This is a genomic window from Halomonas sp. 111 (assembly GCF_052379685.1).
GTDB lineage: Bacteria > Pseudomonadota > Gammaproteobacteria > Pseudomonadales > Halomonadaceae > Vreelandella > Vreelandella citrativorans.
This window is the reverse complement of the sequence record NZ_JBQSYV010000001.1, coordinates 183459-199056: the sequence shown is the minus strand read 5'-3', so window position 1 is coordinate 199056 and position 15598 is coordinate 183459. Positions and strand designations below refer to the sequence as shown.

Below are 15598 nucleotides of genomic sequence, written 5' to 3'. Positions count from 1 at the left end.
CGTGTAATAAAATGACGGATAAGTCACCAGGGAGGCAATCATGCAAACCATTGGGGTGCTGGGCGGAATGAGCTGGGAGTCCACGCAAAGCTATTATCGCGCCTTGAACGAGGGCGTAAAACACGCGCTGGGCGGTCTCCACTCGGCCAAAATTGCCATGGTGAGTGTCGATTTTGCTGAGATTGAGGCGCTGCAAAAGCAGGGGGATTGGGAAACCGCTGGAAAAATTCTTGCTGAGGCGGCGTACAATATTGAGCTAGCAGGCGCTGACTTTTTACTGCTGGCCACCAATACCATGCATAAAGTGGCACCCGCGATTGAGCACGCTATCAGCATCCCGCTGTTACACATCGCTGATGCGACCGCTGAGCAGCTGCGAAAGGACGGTATAACGCGTGTTGGCTTGTTGGGTACGCGCTTTACGATGGAACAGGATTTCTACAAGGCGCGTTTGCGGGACACATTTGGCATTGAGGTCGTGGTGCCAGAGGAGGGGCAACGCGAGACGGTTCATCGCATTATTTTCGATGAGCTATGCCAAGGGAAGATCAACGATGACTCCCGTGAGCACTATCTGAAGGTGATCGCCAGCCTGCATCAACAGGGCGCTCAGGCGGTCATTCTAGGCTGTACAGAAATTGCCTTACTGGTAGAGCAAGCACATACCGCTGTGCCGCTTTACGATACCACTGCCCTGCATGCTAGCGGAGCAGTGGAGCGTGCGCTTAATAATTAACGGGTGGTTAACGCTAAAACGTTAAGCAAGCGTTAGGGTAACGTCGATATTGCCACGGGTAGCGTTGGAGTAAGGGCATACGATATGGGCCTTGTCGACCAGATCCTGAGCGATGCTCTTGTCAATGCCGGGAAGGCTGATTGTTAGCTCGACTTCGATACCAAAGCCGGTAGGAATGGCACCAATACCTACACTGCCTTCAATGGTGGTATCCTGGGGAAGCGTTACTTTTTCCTGGCTGGCAACATGTTTTAGAGCGCCTAAAAAGCAAGCAGAGTAACCTGCCGCAAACAGCTGCTCCGGGTTGGTACCCTCACCGCCTGCTCCGCCCAGCTCCTTGGGAGTGCTGAGTTTGACGTCCAGCGCGCCGTCAGACGACTTGGCACTGCCTTCACGGCCACCGGTCGCGTGGGCATGGGCGCGGTAAGCAATTTTTTCGATAGACATAGCAGTTTCCTTTTTGGGACGAGTAATAGGGACGTCTTTTAATGATGATCAAGTTCCAGCTCACTGCACGGCTCTAGCCTACAAGGTTCTAGGGTTTGTCTGAAAAGTCGACGAGCGAAGACAAGACAAGGCAAAAATTGGCGAAAAAACGGAGTTTACATGTGTAAATGAGTATTTTGAGCCAATTTTTAACGCCGTATTGTCGAGCGCAGACACTTTTCAGACAGAGCCTAACGCGGGCATGTCGGCTCCCTACTTGATGCAATGGGTTAATGTAGCGTGTCATACGCTCGCTTACCAGCGCTAGACGTTGGTTGTAAAAGGGCGGTTTTGCTTTGACACGCTTGTGCTGGGTCTTTTAATCTTTAAGCAATTGTTACCGGTAACAGCACGGTATTCAGGCTGTAGATATCCATTCAATCCACACCCTGCCAGTCATCCTGACAACAATGGTTGTGTGCCCTCGCAAATCAGGCCTTAAGCTCGGAGAATTTATCTAATGAACCCTACTTCTTATCGTATTTTGGTGATGGGTGCCTCCGGCTGCGGAAAATCCCACATTGGCCAGCAGTTGGCAGCCGCCATGAATGCTACGTTTATTGACGGTGATGATTATCACCCGCCTGCTAACGTAGCCAAAATGGCGGGTGGAACGCCGCTTAATGATGATGATCGTCAGGAGTGGCTTGAGAAGCTGTCGTCACTGTTTGCTCACTACCAGGCCCGGAATGAAACGGCGGTGATTGCGTGTTCGGGCTTAAAGCGGCGTTATCGGGATTGTTTGCGCAAGGGCGATTCAGCGCTGCAAATTCTGTACCTGGAAGGAAGTGCTGAGCTATTGCGTGAGCGCCTGGCCACCAGAGAAGGGCACTTCTTTAAAGGAGATAACATGCTGGCCAGCCAGCTTGCCGATTTACAACCGCCGGGTGATGATGAGGCCGTTAGCCTGTCCATTGCGCTCTCACCAGAGGAGATTGTGAGCCGATTTACTGGCACACTCAATGTGTGGCTACCTTCGCCATCCAGCTAATCGTTGTTATAGAGGCAGTATCCCGTTTGAAGAAAAAACGCCCAACGCTACAAACTATTGCTGACCAGGTCGGGGCAACCAAAATGACGGTGAGTCGTTGCCTAAGAGACCCGGAAACTGTTTCAGAAGGCTTGCGCGAGCGTATTCTTAGCGTGGCCGAGCAGGTCGGCTATATTCCCAACCGAGCGCCGGATCTACTTTCGCGTGCTACCAGCCACTCTATTGGCGTACTGGTTCCTTCGCTGACGAACCAGGTCTTTGCTGATGTCATCGTGGGAATTGAGAAACGTACCGAGCCTGCCGGTTATCATCTTATGCTGTCTCACTATGGGTATAGCCCGGCCGTTGAAGAGCGAAGCTTGGCATCGGTGCTTTCTTACAACGTGGATGGGGTGATTCTTTCGGACCATCATCACACTCCCCGCACGCTGCGAATGCTGGAAACCGCTGGTATTCCTGTGGTGGAAATCATGGACACTCATCATAAGCCGTTACAGCAGGCGGTAGGCTACGACAACGTCGCCGCGGCGTTTGATATGGTGAGTGAAATGATTCGCCATGGTCGGCAGCAGATTATTTATCTGGCTGTGCGGCTGGATGAGCGCACGCTGCAACGTGAGCAGGGCTACCGCCAGGCGATGGAGCAGCACGGTCTAACACCGGTAACGCTGCATAGCAGCCAACGCTCCTCTTACAGCGTAGGGGCAGCGCTTCTAGAGCAAATTTTAAACGACTACCCCCATACGGATGGTATTTTCTGCACCAACGATGACGTGGCCGTTGGGGCGTATTTTGAGTGTCAGCGCCGTGGTATTAACGTGCCTGGGCAGATGGCGATTGCGGGTTTCCACGGTCACGACGTGGGGCAGGCAATGACGCCAAAGCTTGCTAGTGTCATCACGCCACGCCAAGCCATTGGCGAGGCTGCCGCGCAAGCACTGCTGGCCAGGATTCAGGGCGAAGCGGTGGCTGATCATACGGTCGACTTGGGCTATCGCATAGAGACAGGCGCCACGCTATAGCAGGTTTTCATCGGGCTATTAAAGAGAAGCCGCACTGGTGATAAGTGCGCTTGCTGGTTAGAGTAACCATTTTCGTTTGTATCGAGGCTATCGTGCATATCTCCGAGCTCAATATTTATCCGGTCAAATCTTTAAAGGGTATCAGCCTTACCCGCAGTGAACTGCTGCCCACCGGCCTTGCATGGGACCGCCGCTGGATGCTGGTTGATACGCAGCAGCGCTTTGTGACTCAACGCCAGCGGCCTGCGTTAGCCACGGTAGAAGTGGCCTTAACCACCGACGCCTTGGTACTTTCGCACCCCAATGTTGAGCCACTTTCGATACCGCTTGCAGAACCGAGCGGCAACCTACGTATCGTTCAGGTCTGGAATGATCACTGTAAGGCGTGGCCTGAAAGCAGCGACGTTTCAAGCTGGCTGGAAGCTGCTTTAGGTGAACAGGGCAGTGGCCTGAGCCTGGTCCGTTTCGACACGCAGTTTAAACGTCCGATAGAAACGGCGTTTTTAAACGGGGATGACGCCGACACGCTTTTTGCTGATGGTTACCCCTTTCTGATTGCTTCAACCGGCTCTCTCAATGCGCTCAACCGTGCCCTTGAGGAGAGTGGTTGTCAGGCTATTCCCATGAACCGTTTTCGGCCCAATATTGTGGTCGAAACCGACAAGCCATGGGCTGAAGATGGTTGGCAAGCGCTACAGGCTAGTAATGGAGCATTTGAACTTATTCTGCGAAAACCATGCAAACGCTGCAAAATTACCACGGTAGACCAGCAAACGGCCCAGATACCTGAGCCTGCCGAGCCGCTTAAAACGTTAATAGGCCTGAATACCCAGCCTGAATTAAAAGGCGCTTATTTTGGACAGAACGCGACGCTGCATCGTGGTGAAGGAAGCATTATTCATGTGGGGGATACGCTGGTGGCTGAGGCGCGTGGCGCTTGAGCCGCAGCAGTCGGGTGGCCACAGCCGTGCCGAGCAGGGTAATTACCATGCCTATAACGATCTGAAGGCTAAGCGTCTCACCCAGGAGTAAATAGCCCCACAACAGGGCGCTAACGGGTACCAGGAATGTAACGGTTGATGCGGCCGTGGCACCTGCGCTGGCTAACAAACCAAAATAGAGTAAAAAAGCCAGCGTAGTGCTGAATACAGCAAGTGCTATGGCGTTGCCCCAGGCAAGCGGGCTAATCGGCTCGCTGGGCCAAAGTAAAATGCCGGGGATAAGAAGCACCAAGGCTGACATTGCGCAGCTGCCTGCGGCAAGTACCCGAGGCGGCAAATGGCCCAAGCGTGTTTTGGAGTAATTGCCCGCCATGCCGTAGCAAAAGGTTGCCCCTAATACGGCAATGATAAACCAGCCATCGCCGCCCAAGGCAAAGTCCAGCCTATTAGCAGAAAGCACATAGACTCCCGCCAAGGCAAGCGCCAGCCCTAAATACTGCTGGCGCTGTATAGGCGTGGCAAAGAACAGCGCGCCTAATAGAGCCGTAAAAATGGGCGTGGTGGCGTTAATCAACGAGGTAAAACCAGCCTCCAGCCGTGTTGTTGCCAGCGCCAGCAGCGAAAACGGCAGCACATGGTTCATGATGCCTAGTAATAGCAACGGCCCTTTATGCTGCCAAATAAGCCGCAAATAGTGAACGCTGAGCAGCAGCGGGATAAGCAACAGCGCCCCAACGCCCATGCGCACTAAAACAAGCGGGATAGCGCCAAACTCCGGCGATGCAACGCGCATGAAAATAAACGACAGGCCCCAAAGTGAGGAGAGTATGACCAGGCGCAGCGCATCCGCTGATGACATGACGTGTCCTTGACGTTGGCGTACAGAGTGCTTTCGGCTTGCTGATTTCACTCTGCTGGGTAGCATAAGAGGGTTAGCGCGGCCTGGGAAGCACTCATCATCTGAGTTCGGCACGGTGCTAAAAATCAGCTACGCTGAACGGGGTGGTTAGTTGCTCTATGCGAGTGACCATTCAACCTTTTTTGATCATATCAGTATCCACTGATCAATCAGGTCTTTCGCTATCACTGATAAGGAGTTTTTCATGGATCGTAAAGCTAGCGCACGTTGGGAAGGTGGACTGAAGGATGGAAAAGGCACCGTTTCAACCGAAAGTGGCGCTCTCAGTGCTAATTACTCCTTCAAACAGCGTTTTGAAGACGAAAAGGGCACCAATCCGGAAGAGCTGATTGGCGCCGCGCATGCCAGCTGCTTTTCAATGGCGCTTTCCAAAGTTTTAGGCGAGGCTGGTTATACCGCTGATGCTATTGATACCACTGCCAGCGTTAAGCTTAAGCAGGATTCAGCAGGCTTTAGCATTTCTAACATTCATCTGGATGTCACCGCTGAAGTAAGTGGTGCCGATGAAGAGAGCTTCAAAGAGGCCGCTCAAAAGGCCAAGGAAAATTGTCCCGTATCAAAAGTGCTCAATGCTGAAATCAGCATGACGGCCCAGCTAAAAGGCTAGCACTTTATTGATTAGCGCTACGTTTAATAACGTAGCGCTTTTTTAATAGCCAAAATTTTATAATGGGTGGTAGGTCGAAATTATAAAACAATAAAACGCTAGTGCATGCCGTTTAGTGTGTAGGCTGATATAGCGGAAAGGTGAAGAGAGTGAGCTTTATAAGGTGTCTGAAAAGTAAAAATATTTGATGTTGTTGATTTTATACTAAGCGCTTGGTGTGCATGTTTGACTGCGTTATAGCGCTCAAATATACACTATATTTTAAACGCTAGATAAAATAAAAAGCCTTAGCAGAAGCTAAGGCTTTTAGAACTAGTGTACGAAGGTTGCTTTATGCGTCTACTTCGTCACGCTCAAATTCAGCGGCTTCTTCAAGCGCTTCTTTTGAAGCGTTAACGCGGACATCATATTTGTTACCTTCCGCATCCCAGATCAGTTCGAGTGAATCCCACTCGATGGCGACATCTTTTTCACCCATGCCAAGGAAGCCGCCAACACCGATGATCACAGCGGTCACTTGACCACTCTCATCAATAATCAGGTCGTGGATAGTGCCGATATTCTCGTCATCTTCGACGGTGCTTTTAACATGATGGCCCTTAAGGGAGTCTGAGTAGAAAACGTTTTCTGGCACACTGGTCAGATAGGTTGCTTCAACTTCAACGGTCGTTGATGTTGTTTCTTCGGCACTTACATTACCCGCTGCTAGCATGAAAGCAGGAACCATTAGTGTACCAATGACGGCTGATTTGATCATTTTCATTCCTCTTGCTCCTTGATAAGGCTCAGTATCTTACGTTGGTGTCTAAATCAAATAGTGGAAGTTAACGATTCAGAGCGATCCAGTTTATGAACCAGGCAGTGATGCTTGAACCGCTGCCTTTGCCTTTCCTTAAAATGCAGAATATACATTAGGTGTCAAAGGCTTGATGATCAGTTGCAAAGTATGCTTTAAGCGTTGTTTGCAATTAAAAAGCCTTGTTACGGTTGTGTGAAGCTCCGTATCTGACACAATATCAATGTAGTCGTTGTACTCTGTTTTTCAATAGTATTATTAATATATTTTTTAAATATCGGATTTTTAAGGACGGTTGGCAAGGCTTTACAATCAATGGAAAGTTCGTGGTGCTAGTTAACTGCGGCTGTGTCAGGGTGGCATGGAAGCCTGCCTCTTTTGAGAAGACTTCTCTGGGGTATGTATGCCGCTTTGATAGGGGTTAAGTAGCAGTTTTCGTACAAAGCCTAGCGGGCAGGGTCCAGTACACCGCCTAGCGAAGCATTACGCCTAAACCAGCCAGCAATGCTGGCGCGTGGTTGGTGGGTGGGAAGCACCTCGTGAGGAACGGTTTCTGACAAAAAGCAGGCAAACGTTCCGGCTTCCGGTACAACACGGGCAACTTCCTTGCTGGCATCATCAGGATGATAGATCACCATTTCGCCGCCGCCATCGCTTGGCCATTGAGGATTTAAATAGCCAACGGTAGAAATTACCCGGTTGGCGCGGCCGCGAAAGCTGTCCAAATGGCGCTGGTAAAAAGCGCCCGCCGGATAGTGGGCAAAATGCGCTTCATACTCAAAAAGGCCTAAAAACAGCGCCTGGTTAAGCGACTGCTGTAGCTCGCCCATTGCATCAAGATAGTGGCGTTGGGCTTCACTTTGACGGTCCAGCCAGTGGATGGCATCACCGCGAATATCCTTGCGCAAATGATGCTGCTGACCTCGGCCAATCCCGGCTTCTTCAAGCGCATCATGCTCGGCCATGTGCGAAAGCTCACGGTGTAAGGCGTGGCAAAGATCAAGATTGATCGCCGCGCGCCCCACATACCAGCCTTGCTCCACCAGCGCATCAACAATCGCTACTTGTACAGCGGGCGTTAACACGGGCGACGTGGTGAAGTTTGAAAGCATCATTTGCGTATACTCTTCGGCATCGCCGGGTGGCGGTCAGCGGGCAGTCGGCTGGTACGTTCGGGATAGTGCCGTAGTATACCTGGGGGTTGTTGATATAAGTCGATGGGCATGCCAAATCCTTCGGCTAACAACTCGACAAGCATCATCGCTGAAAGCCCCCAAATCACATGGCCATCCACGTGGTAGCTAGGCACGTAATGAGGCACGCCATCGACAGGAATGACATCTGTATGGGTACGTTGGTCCTCTAAAAAGTGGCTAAGTGGGACTTCAAAGATAGCGTCTAATTCACCGAGGTCTGCGACCAAAGGCAAATCCGGTGGAATAATGCCCACCCACGGAGTTACCCGCAGGCCATGCAGCGAAATCACATCTGAAAGTCGGCCTAGCGGCTCGACCACCGCTGGGTCAAGAGCGATCTCTTCCTGAGCTTCGCGCAGCGCTGTGGCGTAAAGATCCGTATCTTCCGGCTCGCGTTTGCCGCCGGGAAACGCAACCTGACCGCTATGGGTAGCTAAGTGGCTTGCCCTGCGTGTAAACAGCAAGGTAGGCGATGCGCGATCAACCACAGGAATCAGCACAGCGGCTTCGCGCATCTGAAATTGGTCCAGCCTTTGAGGGTTGAGCTGTTGCAGCCGTTTGCGTAGATTCTCTAACATGGGGTATCCCGTCACTTTGTCCCTTTTACCCAGCAGTGGTTATGTGCGTCAAGCATCGATAACGTGTGCCATTTAGCCGTAGGAATATGCCATGAATTTTTGCAGCCAGTGCGGCGATAACGTACGTTTCGCGGTCCCCGAAGGTGATGACCGGCCGCGCTACCTATGCGATGCCTGCGGTACTATTCACTACCAAAACCCGCGCATTGTCGCTGGAACGCTACCCGTCAGTGGCTCCAAAGTCTTGTTATGCAAACGTGCCATCTCACCTCGTAAAGGCTACTGGACGTTGCCTGCCGGGTATATGGAAAACGCGGAAACGACGCAACAGGCTGCCGCCCGCGAAACCCGTGAGGAAGCGCATGCCGAGGTGCTCCTGGGCGACCTTTATACCCTGATTGACTTACCGCATATTAATCAGGTGTACATGATTTTTCGCGCAGAGCTTGTCGGTGGCTTTAGCGCTGGTGTTGAAAGCCTTGAGGTCGCCTTGTTTGATGAGCATGAAATCCCTTGGGATGAGATTGCCTTTCCAACCATTGAGCGAACGCTGCATCATTTCTACCGGGACCGGCTCCACCATCACTTTCCGCTACATACGGGCACGATCACATCTGAGGATCGTGAACGTTACTTTGGTAGCGCCTGATTGAGCAAGCGTTAAAGCTCGGCAAGCTGCCAAACATCATAAGCGACTTCTTCATAAGGGTGGGCAAGCTTAAGCGCGGCGATAGCCGCGTGTATGCAGGTGTCTTGGCAAACGAGCTCCACCTTAACCTCTTCAATGTGCTCGAGTGTTCCGACTGCGCCGATATGCGGGGCAGCACCCGAAAGCGGACGAAACTGACCGGTGCCACGGGTTTGAAAGCAGCAGGCTTCATAGTTGCCGATTCGCCCGGCGCCCGTCTCGAAAACGGCTTCTTTAACGCTTTCGGCATCGTCAATGGGCACAAAAAACGCAAGCTTATACATGCCATACTCCTGTTAAAAACGTGTCTTTAAAAAAATGGCGCTTAAAGCACAGCCTAGTGACATATTAGCGAACAGACGGCTTCTGGTCGCATGATTAGCTTTGTATGATGACGCTTTTGTGAATATGGTTATCGTCACGTTATCAATAAAGGCAGGATGCCAACCGATGGATAAATTTGAGGTGAAGTTGGACCAAGCGGCCAGAGCCGCCTGGATGTCGTATGTGGGCGGCCTAACGCAGGATGAAATCGCAAGCCAGTTGGGTGTTTCCCGGCCAGGCGTACAGCGTCTGTTGGCGTTTGCGCGCCAGGAAGGGTTGGTGAAGGTGCATATTGACCATCCTATTTCGAGCTGCATGACGCTTGGTCACACGCTGCGTGAACATTTTGGGCTGACCTTTTGCGATGTAGTGCCCGCTGAGACGGTATCTTCGGAAAATGCCACGCACTACCTGGGTGTTGCCGGGGCAGAGCGCATCGGCAAGTTGGTTGAGCGTAGCGAGCCGTTGACGCTATCACTGGGTAGTGGACGCTCTGTGCGGGCAGCGGTAGAAGCGCTTGATCGAACGGAGCGGCCCCAGCACCGGTTTGTGTCGCTGGTGGGGAATGTCGCCCGGGATGGCTCGGCCAACCGCTACGACGCGGTGATGTTATTGGCTGACAAAACCGGCGGCGAGCGGTTCTTACTGCCAGCGCCGGTGGTGGCCGAATCGATTGACGAGAAAAACGCAATGCTTTCCCAGCGCCTGTTTCAAGCTATCGCCAATGTGGCTCGGACGTCGGAAGCCGCGTTTATTGGGGTGGGGCGAATCGACCGCCAGGCGACGTTGTTCCAGGACCACTTTATTAGTGAGCGCGAGCTTGATGAGTTGTTGGGCTTGGAAGCCGTGGGGGAACTGCTCGGCTGGCCGTTAAATAGCCAAGGCGAAGTCATTGACTGCTCCATTACTCGGCGCGTGACAAGCTTGCCGCTTGAGCATTTTGGAAAGCATCTTATGGTCGCGATAGCCGGTGGCTACGATAAAGCGTTAGGCATTCATGCGGCGCTAAAAGGCGGCTGGTTAAAAGGATTAATCACTGATGAAGTGGCGGCACGGCGCATTGTTGAGCGGTTACATTCCCGCCAAGCGTAGCGCGTTAAAAAGAGGCGTAACCATAAAGTCTAAGCCGTAGGGCTTTGATTTTTTTTGTCCTACGTACGATCATTTGTTCGAAACATGATCAAAATGATCAGGCGATAATAATGCCAACATTAGCCAAAGGAGAGTTATATGCGACTCGCGCGTCACTTGCCCGTCACCACCTTAGCAGCGGCCATTGCTGTGGCAGGCCATGCTCAGGCACAAACTGAAATCACGGTCGCCACCGTTAATAATAACGATATGGTGATCATGCAGAGCTTGACCGATGCGTTTGAAGAGACGCATCCCGATATCAAGCTGGACTGGGTCGTGCTGGAGGAGAACGTTCTTCGTCAGCGCATGACCACCGATATTGCCACGGGTGGTGGCCAGTTTGATGTTATGACGATTGGCGCTTATGAAGCACCTATCTGGGCGGAGCGCGAGTGGCTTGAGCCCTTGAATGACCTGCCTGATGAGTACGCCGTAGACGACTTGTTGACCTCCGTACGCGACGGGCTAAGCCTTGATGGCACGCCATACGCGCTGCCGTTTTATGCGGAAAGCTCGATGATGTACTACCGCAAAGACCTCTTCGAGGAGGCTGGGATTGAAATGTCCGAACAGCCGACCTGGAGCGAGGTACGTGACTGGGCCGAGCAGCTCCACGGCGCGCAGGAAGGGGTGGCGGGTATCTGCCTGCGTGGCAAACCCGGTTGGGGTGAAAATATGGCCTTCGTCTCGACGCTGGTAAACACTTATGGTGGCCGTTGGTTTGATGAAGAGTGGAATCCTGAACTCAATTCTGAACCCTGGGTGAATGCCATCGAGTTCTATGTGGACCTGCTAGGTAACTATGGCCCGCCCGGCGCCAGCTCCAACGGCTTTAATGAAAACCTGGCGCTATTCTCACGGGGAAACTGTGCGATGTGGGTGGATGCTACCTCCGCCGCGGGAACGCTTTATGATGGCGACGAGTCCAGCGTAGCCGACAACCTTGGTTTTGCCCCAGCGCCCGTGGCACAAACGCCCAAAGGCTCGCACTGGTTATGGACCTGGGCGCTGGCGATTCCTGCCTCCTCCGAGCATAAAGATGCTGCTAAGCAGTTTATCACTTGGGCGACATCACAAGAGTACATTGAGCTGGTTGGCGAAACTCAGGGTTGGACCAACGTACCGCCGGGCACTCGCGAATCCACCTACGCCAATGAGCATTACACGGAAGCGGCGCCTTTCGCTGATTTTGTGCTGAGCGCGATTCAAAATGCCGACCCGACCGACTCCACGCTAGAGCCGAACCCTTATACCGGTGTGCAAATTGTCAATATTCCTGAATTCCAGGCGATTGGCACCCAGGTAGGGCAGAGCATTGCCGCTGCGTTAACCGGTGACACCACGGTAGAGCAAGCGCTAAACAGCGCTCAGCGCGCCACTGAGCGCACTATGCAGCGAGCGGGTTACAACGACTAATAAGTAAAAGCGCCTACCCGTTACGCGGGTAGGCGTGTTGTAACGGTTTCTCGTTGGTTTTTTCGCGCAGGTATTCCCATGACTAAAACACGTGCTTCTGGCCGTACGGTTGGCGGGCTAAGAACGTTATCGCTTCAAGCCCCCGCTGTGACGCTGCTGTTGTTATGGATGATCATACCGTTAGGCATGACGATATGGTTCTCCTTCCAGTACTACAACCTGCTAATGCCAGGCATGAGTGGCTTTGCCGGGGTTGAAAACTACGAGTATTTGCTAACCGACCCCGCACTTTGGAAGGCAATGGGCAATACCTTGCTGCTGGTAGGCTGGGTATTGGCGATTACCGTAGTGGGCGGCACGCTGCTGGCCGTTCTTTTTCAACAAGACTTTGCTGGTCGCGGTATTGCCCGAGTGCTGGCAATTTCACCCTTTTTTGTAATGCCCACCGTGAGTGCGCTGGTGTGGAAAAACATGATGATGCACCCCTCCAACGGGGTGTTGGCATGGTTGGCAAACTCGCTTGGCCTGCCTGCCGTGGATTGGTTTTCAGCGCTCCCGTTAACGTCCATCGTGATTATTGTGGCGTGGCAATGGCTACCCTTTGCGCTGTTGATTCTGCTCACCGCCATGCAGTCCCTGGATGAAGACCAGGTGGAAGCCGCACGAATGGATGGTGCAGGGCCGATCGCGATCTTCTTCTTTATAACGCTCCCTCACCTTAAGCGAGCCATCAGCGTGGTGATCATGATTGAGATGATCTTCCTGCTGACTATTTTTGCTGAAATTTTTGTGACCACCTCGGGCGGGCCTGGGCTTGCGACCACCAATTTGGCCTATCTGATCTACATGCGGGCGCTGCTTGATTTTGATGTGGGGGTTGCCTCAGCAGGCGGGGTCATCGCGATTATTCTTGCCAACATCGTGGCGATTTTCCTGGTGCGGATGGTTGCGAAAAACCTTGAAGATTAGCGCTTTGGGCACTTGGAGAATATAAATGTCATTATTACGTTCTACTACGCCAGCTCAAAACGTGTCGGGGGTGGGTACCGCCCGCGGGTCAGCCGGCATGAAAACGCTCGTGATTACGCTGGTGGGCTGGTCGGTAGCGCTGGTGATTTTCTTCCCGATTTTATGGATGATACTCACCGGGTTTAAAACCGAATCGGCCGCAATTGCCGACCCAAGCTTTATCTTTACGCCCACGCTTGAAAGCTATGAAGCCGTGCAGGCGCGCTCAGGCTACGCACGCTTTGCGCTGAACAGTGTCGCTGTCGCCTTTGGCTCGACGTTTCTGGCGCTGTTAATTGCTATTCCTTCGGCTTATGCCATGGCCTTTCTGCCCACTAAACGTACCAAGGGTACGTTGCTCTGGATGCTCTCTACCAAGATGCTGCCGCCTGTTGGCGTGTTAGTACCGATCTACCTTATTTTCCGCGATGTCGGGCTGCTGGACACCCGCACGGGGCTGATCATTATTTACACACTAATGAACCTGCCTATTGTGGTGTGGATGCTTTACACCTTCTTTAAGGACATGCCCAAGGACATCCTTGAAGCCGGGCGAATGGACGGTGCCTCGACGCTACAAGAAGTGTTCTTCTTGCTCTTGCCGCTCACTCTGCCAGGCATTGCCTCTACCGGTTTGCTCTCGGTTATCTTGAGCTGGAACGAAGCGTTCTGGAGCCTCAATCTCACCTCTTCCAAGGCAGCACCGCTAACCGCTTATATCGCCTCGTTCTCAAGTCCTGAAGGGCTGTTCTGGGCCAAGCTCTCGGCGGCTTCTACCATGGCCATCGCCCCTATTCTCATTCTTGGCTGGATGACCCAAAAACAAATGGTGCGTGGCCTGACCTTTGGCGCCGTCAAGTAAAGGAGTTTTGCATGGCAACCTTACAACTTAACAATATTACCAAGCGCTTTGGCGACACCTCGGTCATCAAAGGGATCGACCTTGAAGTTAACGACCGCGAGTTTGTCGTGTTTGTGGGGCCTTCCGGTTGCGGCAAATCAACGCTGATGCGCATTATCGCGGGGCTTGAAAGCGCCACTGATGGCGACATCGTGATTGATGGCCAGCGAATGAACGATGTGGGGCCTGCCGACCGTGGCCTGGCGATGGTGTTTCAAAGCTATGCCCTGTATCCGCACATGACGGTAGAAGGCAATATGGGCTTTAGCATGCGCCTGGCCGGTGTGCCCAAAGAGGAGCGCCGCGCCAAGGTGCTGGAAACCGCTAAAATACTTCAGCTTGAGCCGCTGCTTGACCGCAAGCCCAAGGCGCTTTCCGGCGGTCAGCGCCAGCGCGTGGCGATTGGTCGAGCTATCGTGCGCAACCCGAGTATTTTCCTGTTTGATGAGCCGCTTTCCAACCTGGATGCCGCGCTGCGCGTACAGATGCGTATTGAGCTTGCCCGCCTGCACGAAAAACTCAACGCCACTATGATTTACGTGACCCACGACCAGATTGAAGCCATGACCATGGCCGATAAAATTGTCGTGCTGCATGACGGCGTGGTTGAGCAGGTCGGTTCACCCATGGCGCTCTACCATCACCCGGCAAACCGCTTTGTGGCCGGATTTATTGGCTCTCCAAAAATGAATTTCTTTGATGTTGAATTAATCAGTACCTCGCCGGAAGGTGTTCAGGTTCGCTTGCCTGGTGGTGGCGAGTGCACGGTGCCCGTCAACGCCCAAGCACTTGAAAACGCGTCTTCTGAAAACACACCTATCGAAAGCCAGCCAGCCCTTGAGCTGGGCATTCGCCCCGAGCACCTGGTGCTTGATGAGGCGGGTGCGCTCAGTGGGCAAATTGAAGTGCTTGAGCGCTTGGGTGGGCAAACCTCGCTGTATGTACGTATGGGTGACCTGTTGGTAACGCTGATGACGGATGGGGATGTGGCCTATCGCGTTCACGAGACCATACGCTTTGGCTTCGCCCCTGATCGAGCACACTTGTTTGCGGCCGATGGCTGCGCGTTGCCCAGCCTTGCTCAGCATCCTCTGGCCGGGCTTACGCGACACGATAACCGCACATCAGGTGATGCTGAGGCGCTGGCATGAAGGCGGTTATATTTGATTGCGATGGCGTGTTGGTCGATAGCGAAGCACTGGCGGAAGGGGTGCTGGAGGAGTATCTCGGTAGGTGGCTACCCGATTTGAACATTGCCGAGCGGCTTGGCCAGGCGTTGGGAATGACCACCGGCGATATTCTTAAGCATCTGGAGCAGCACAGCGTGTATACGCTACCTGATAACGCCACTGAGCAGGTGGACGCGACTATTGAGGCGCGCTTGGCGCGTGAGCTTACCCCTGTCGCGGGCGCGCACGATGCCGTGCTGGCAATTCCCTTGGCCAAGGCGGTGGTATCCAACAGCCGCCGTCAGCGGGTTGTAGCGTCACTTGCATGCACCCAGCTGGCCGATGCCTTTGGCAAGGACACGCCTATTTTTACGGCGGACCAGGTAGCCAACCCTAAGCCAGACCCCGCGCTTTACCTGCTGGCTGCCACGCAGCTGGGCTATCTCCCCGGTAATTGCCTGGTCATCGAAGACAGCGTGGCGGGTGTCACCGCCGCCCACGCGGCCGGTATGTGTGTCATTGGTTTTGTAGGTGCCAGCCACGTGGATGCCGAACAGCCAGCACGGCTTTTAGACGCAGGCGCATGGCGTATTTTGGAGCACATGCAGGGGCTGAACGCGCTGGTGAATGAGTGGCAAGTACGCATTGCTAGCTAAGCAGGCGGCTGTTAGCACTCAACAACACTC

General features: G+C 53.1%; 18 protein-coding genes. 12 read left to right on the top strand and 6 right to left on the bottom strand.

The window, feature by feature from the left end; all coding sequences use genetic code 11:
* Positions 1-40 precede the first annotated feature (40 nt).
* The gene (locus ACT3T7_RS00945) at positions 41-736 is read left to right on the top strand and encodes an aspartate/glutamate racemase family protein (RefSeq protein ID WP_444622711.1); all 696 of its coding nucleotides are present in this window, start codon (positions 41-43) and stop codon (positions 734-736) included.
* A 21-nt stretch (positions 737-757) separates the two neighbouring features.
* Here the strand turns inward: ACT3T7_RS00945 and ACT3T7_RS00940 are convergent, their stop codons facing one another.
* A complete protein-coding gene (locus ACT3T7_RS00940) occupies positions 758-1183 on the bottom strand; it encodes an organic hydroperoxide resistance protein (protein WP_444629795.1) in 426 nt (141 codons plus the stop codon).
* 499 nt (positions 1184-1682) lie between these two features.
* On the opposite strand from ACT3T7_RS00940, the gene ACT3T7_RS00935 reads away from it, so the two are divergent.
* The 3 genes from ACT3T7_RS00935 to ACT3T7_RS00925 all read left to right on the top strand — a co-directional run bounded on the left by ACT3T7_RS00935 (position 1683) and on the right by ACT3T7_RS00925 (position 4176).
* Complete coding sequence (locus tag ACT3T7_RS00935; RefSeq protein ID WP_444629794.1) at positions 1683-2213, top strand: gluconokinase; 531 nt, start codon at positions 1683-1685, stop codon at positions 2211-2213.
* Positions 2214-2239: 26 nt separating this feature from the next.
* Positions 2240-3235 carry a gluconate operon transcriptional repressor GntR gene (gntR, locus tag ACT3T7_RS00930; protein ID WP_087111728.1) on the top strand — a complete coding sequence of 332 codons (996 nt, stop codon included), beginning with the start codon at positions 2240-2242 and terminating at the stop codon, positions 3233-3235.
* A 92-nt stretch (positions 3236-3327) separates the two neighbouring features.
* On the top strand, positions 3328-4176 hold the full coding sequence (locus ACT3T7_RS00925) for an MOSC domain-containing protein (RefSeq protein ID WP_444629793.1): 849 nt from the start codon (positions 3328-3330) through the stop codon (positions 4174-4176).
* Here ACT3T7_RS00925 and ACT3T7_RS00920 read toward each other — a convergent pair.
* Positions 4130-5035, bottom strand: a complete 906-nt coding sequence (locus ACT3T7_RS00920) for a DMT family transporter (protein WP_192528437.1) — start codon at positions 5033-5035, stop codon at positions 4130-4132. The genes ACT3T7_RS00925 and ACT3T7_RS00920 overlap by 47 nt on opposite strands.
* A 244-nt stretch (positions 5036-5279) precedes the next feature.
* Here ACT3T7_RS00920 and ACT3T7_RS00915 point away from each other — a divergent pair, with 244 nt between their 5' ends.
* On the top strand, positions 5280-5702 hold the full coding sequence (locus ACT3T7_RS00915; protein WP_192528438.1) for an OsmC family protein: 423 nt from the start codon (positions 5280-5282) through the stop codon (positions 5700-5702).
* Positions 5703-6033: 331 nt separating this feature from the next.
* Here ACT3T7_RS00915 and ACT3T7_RS00910 read toward each other — a convergent pair whose 3' ends face one another.
* The 3 genes from ACT3T7_RS00910 to ACT3T7_RS00900 all read right to left on the bottom strand — a co-directional run bounded on the left by ACT3T7_RS00910 (position 6034) and on the right by ACT3T7_RS00900 (position 8272).
* Positions 6034-6465, bottom strand: coding sequence for a PRC-barrel domain-containing protein (locus ACT3T7_RS00910; protein ID WP_087111734.1), 432 nt, complete (start codon positions 6463-6465; stop codon positions 6034-6036).
* Between the two features lie 479 nt (positions 6466-6944).
* A complete protein-coding gene (locus ACT3T7_RS00905; protein ID WP_192528439.1) occupies positions 6945-7613 on the bottom strand; it encodes a 2OG-Fe(II) oxygenase in 669 nt (222 codons plus the stop codon).
* Positions 7610-8272: a CoA pyrophosphatase gene (locus ACT3T7_RS00900; RefSeq protein ID WP_176372256.1), complete on the bottom strand. Its 663-nt coding sequence runs from the start codon at positions 8270-8272 to the stop codon at positions 7610-7612. The genes ACT3T7_RS00905 and ACT3T7_RS00900 overlap by 4 nt, the downstream gene beginning before the upstream one ends.
* A 91-nt stretch (positions 8273-8363) precedes the next feature.
* On the opposite strand from ACT3T7_RS00900, the gene ACT3T7_RS00895 reads away from it, so the two are divergent.
* Positions 8364-8921 (top strand): NUDIX hydrolase, encoded by a 558-nt coding sequence (locus ACT3T7_RS00895; RefSeq protein ID WP_192528441.1) that lies wholly within the window; start codon positions 8364-8366, stop codon positions 8919-8921.
* Positions 8922-8932: 11 nt separating this feature from the next.
* On the opposite strand, the gene ACT3T7_RS00890 is transcribed toward ACT3T7_RS00895, so the two are convergent.
* Positions 8933-9244 carry an NGG1p interacting factor NIF3 gene (locus ACT3T7_RS00890; protein WP_444629792.1) on the bottom strand — a complete coding sequence of 104 codons (312 nt, stop codon included), beginning with the start codon at positions 9242-9244 and terminating at the stop codon, positions 8933-8935.
* A 166-nt stretch (positions 9245-9410) separates the two neighbouring features.
* Between ACT3T7_RS00890 and ACT3T7_RS00885 the strand changes: the two genes are divergently transcribed.
* The 6 genes from ACT3T7_RS00885 (at position 9411) to ACT3T7_RS00860 (ending at position 15568) form a co-directional block, all read left to right on the top strand.
* Entirely contained in the window at positions 9411-10376 is a 966-nt protein-coding gene (locus tag ACT3T7_RS00885; RefSeq protein WP_444629791.1) for a sugar-binding transcriptional regulator, read from the top strand.
* A 138-nt stretch (positions 10377-10514) separates the two neighbouring features.
* Positions 10515-11834 carry an ABC transporter substrate-binding protein gene (locus ACT3T7_RS00880; RefSeq protein ID WP_192528444.1) on the top strand — a complete coding sequence of 440 codons (1320 nt, stop codon included), beginning with the start codon at positions 10515-10517 and terminating at the stop codon, positions 11832-11834.
* A gap of 78 nt (positions 11835-11912) precedes the next feature.
* Positions 11913-12803 carry a carbohydrate ABC transporter permease gene (locus ACT3T7_RS00875; protein WP_018918706.1) on the top strand — a complete coding sequence of 297 codons (891 nt, stop codon included), beginning with the start codon at positions 11913-11915 and terminating at the stop codon, positions 12801-12803.
* 25 nt (positions 12804-12828) lie between these two features.
* A complete protein-coding gene (locus ACT3T7_RS00870; protein ID WP_192528445.1) occupies positions 12829-13704 on the top strand; it encodes a carbohydrate ABC transporter permease in 876 nt (291 codons plus the stop codon).
* An 11-nt stretch (positions 13705-13715) separates the two neighbouring features.
* Positions 13716-14894, top strand: a complete 1179-nt coding sequence (locus ACT3T7_RS00865) for an ABC transporter ATP-binding protein (RefSeq protein ID WP_444629790.1) — start codon at positions 13716-13718, stop codon at positions 14892-14894.
* Entirely contained in the window at positions 14891-15568 is a 678-nt protein-coding gene (locus ACT3T7_RS00860; protein ID WP_444629789.1) for an HAD family hydrolase, read from the top strand. The genes ACT3T7_RS00865 and ACT3T7_RS00860 overlap by 4 nt, the downstream gene beginning before the upstream one ends.
* Positions 15569-15598 lie beyond the last annotated feature (30 nt).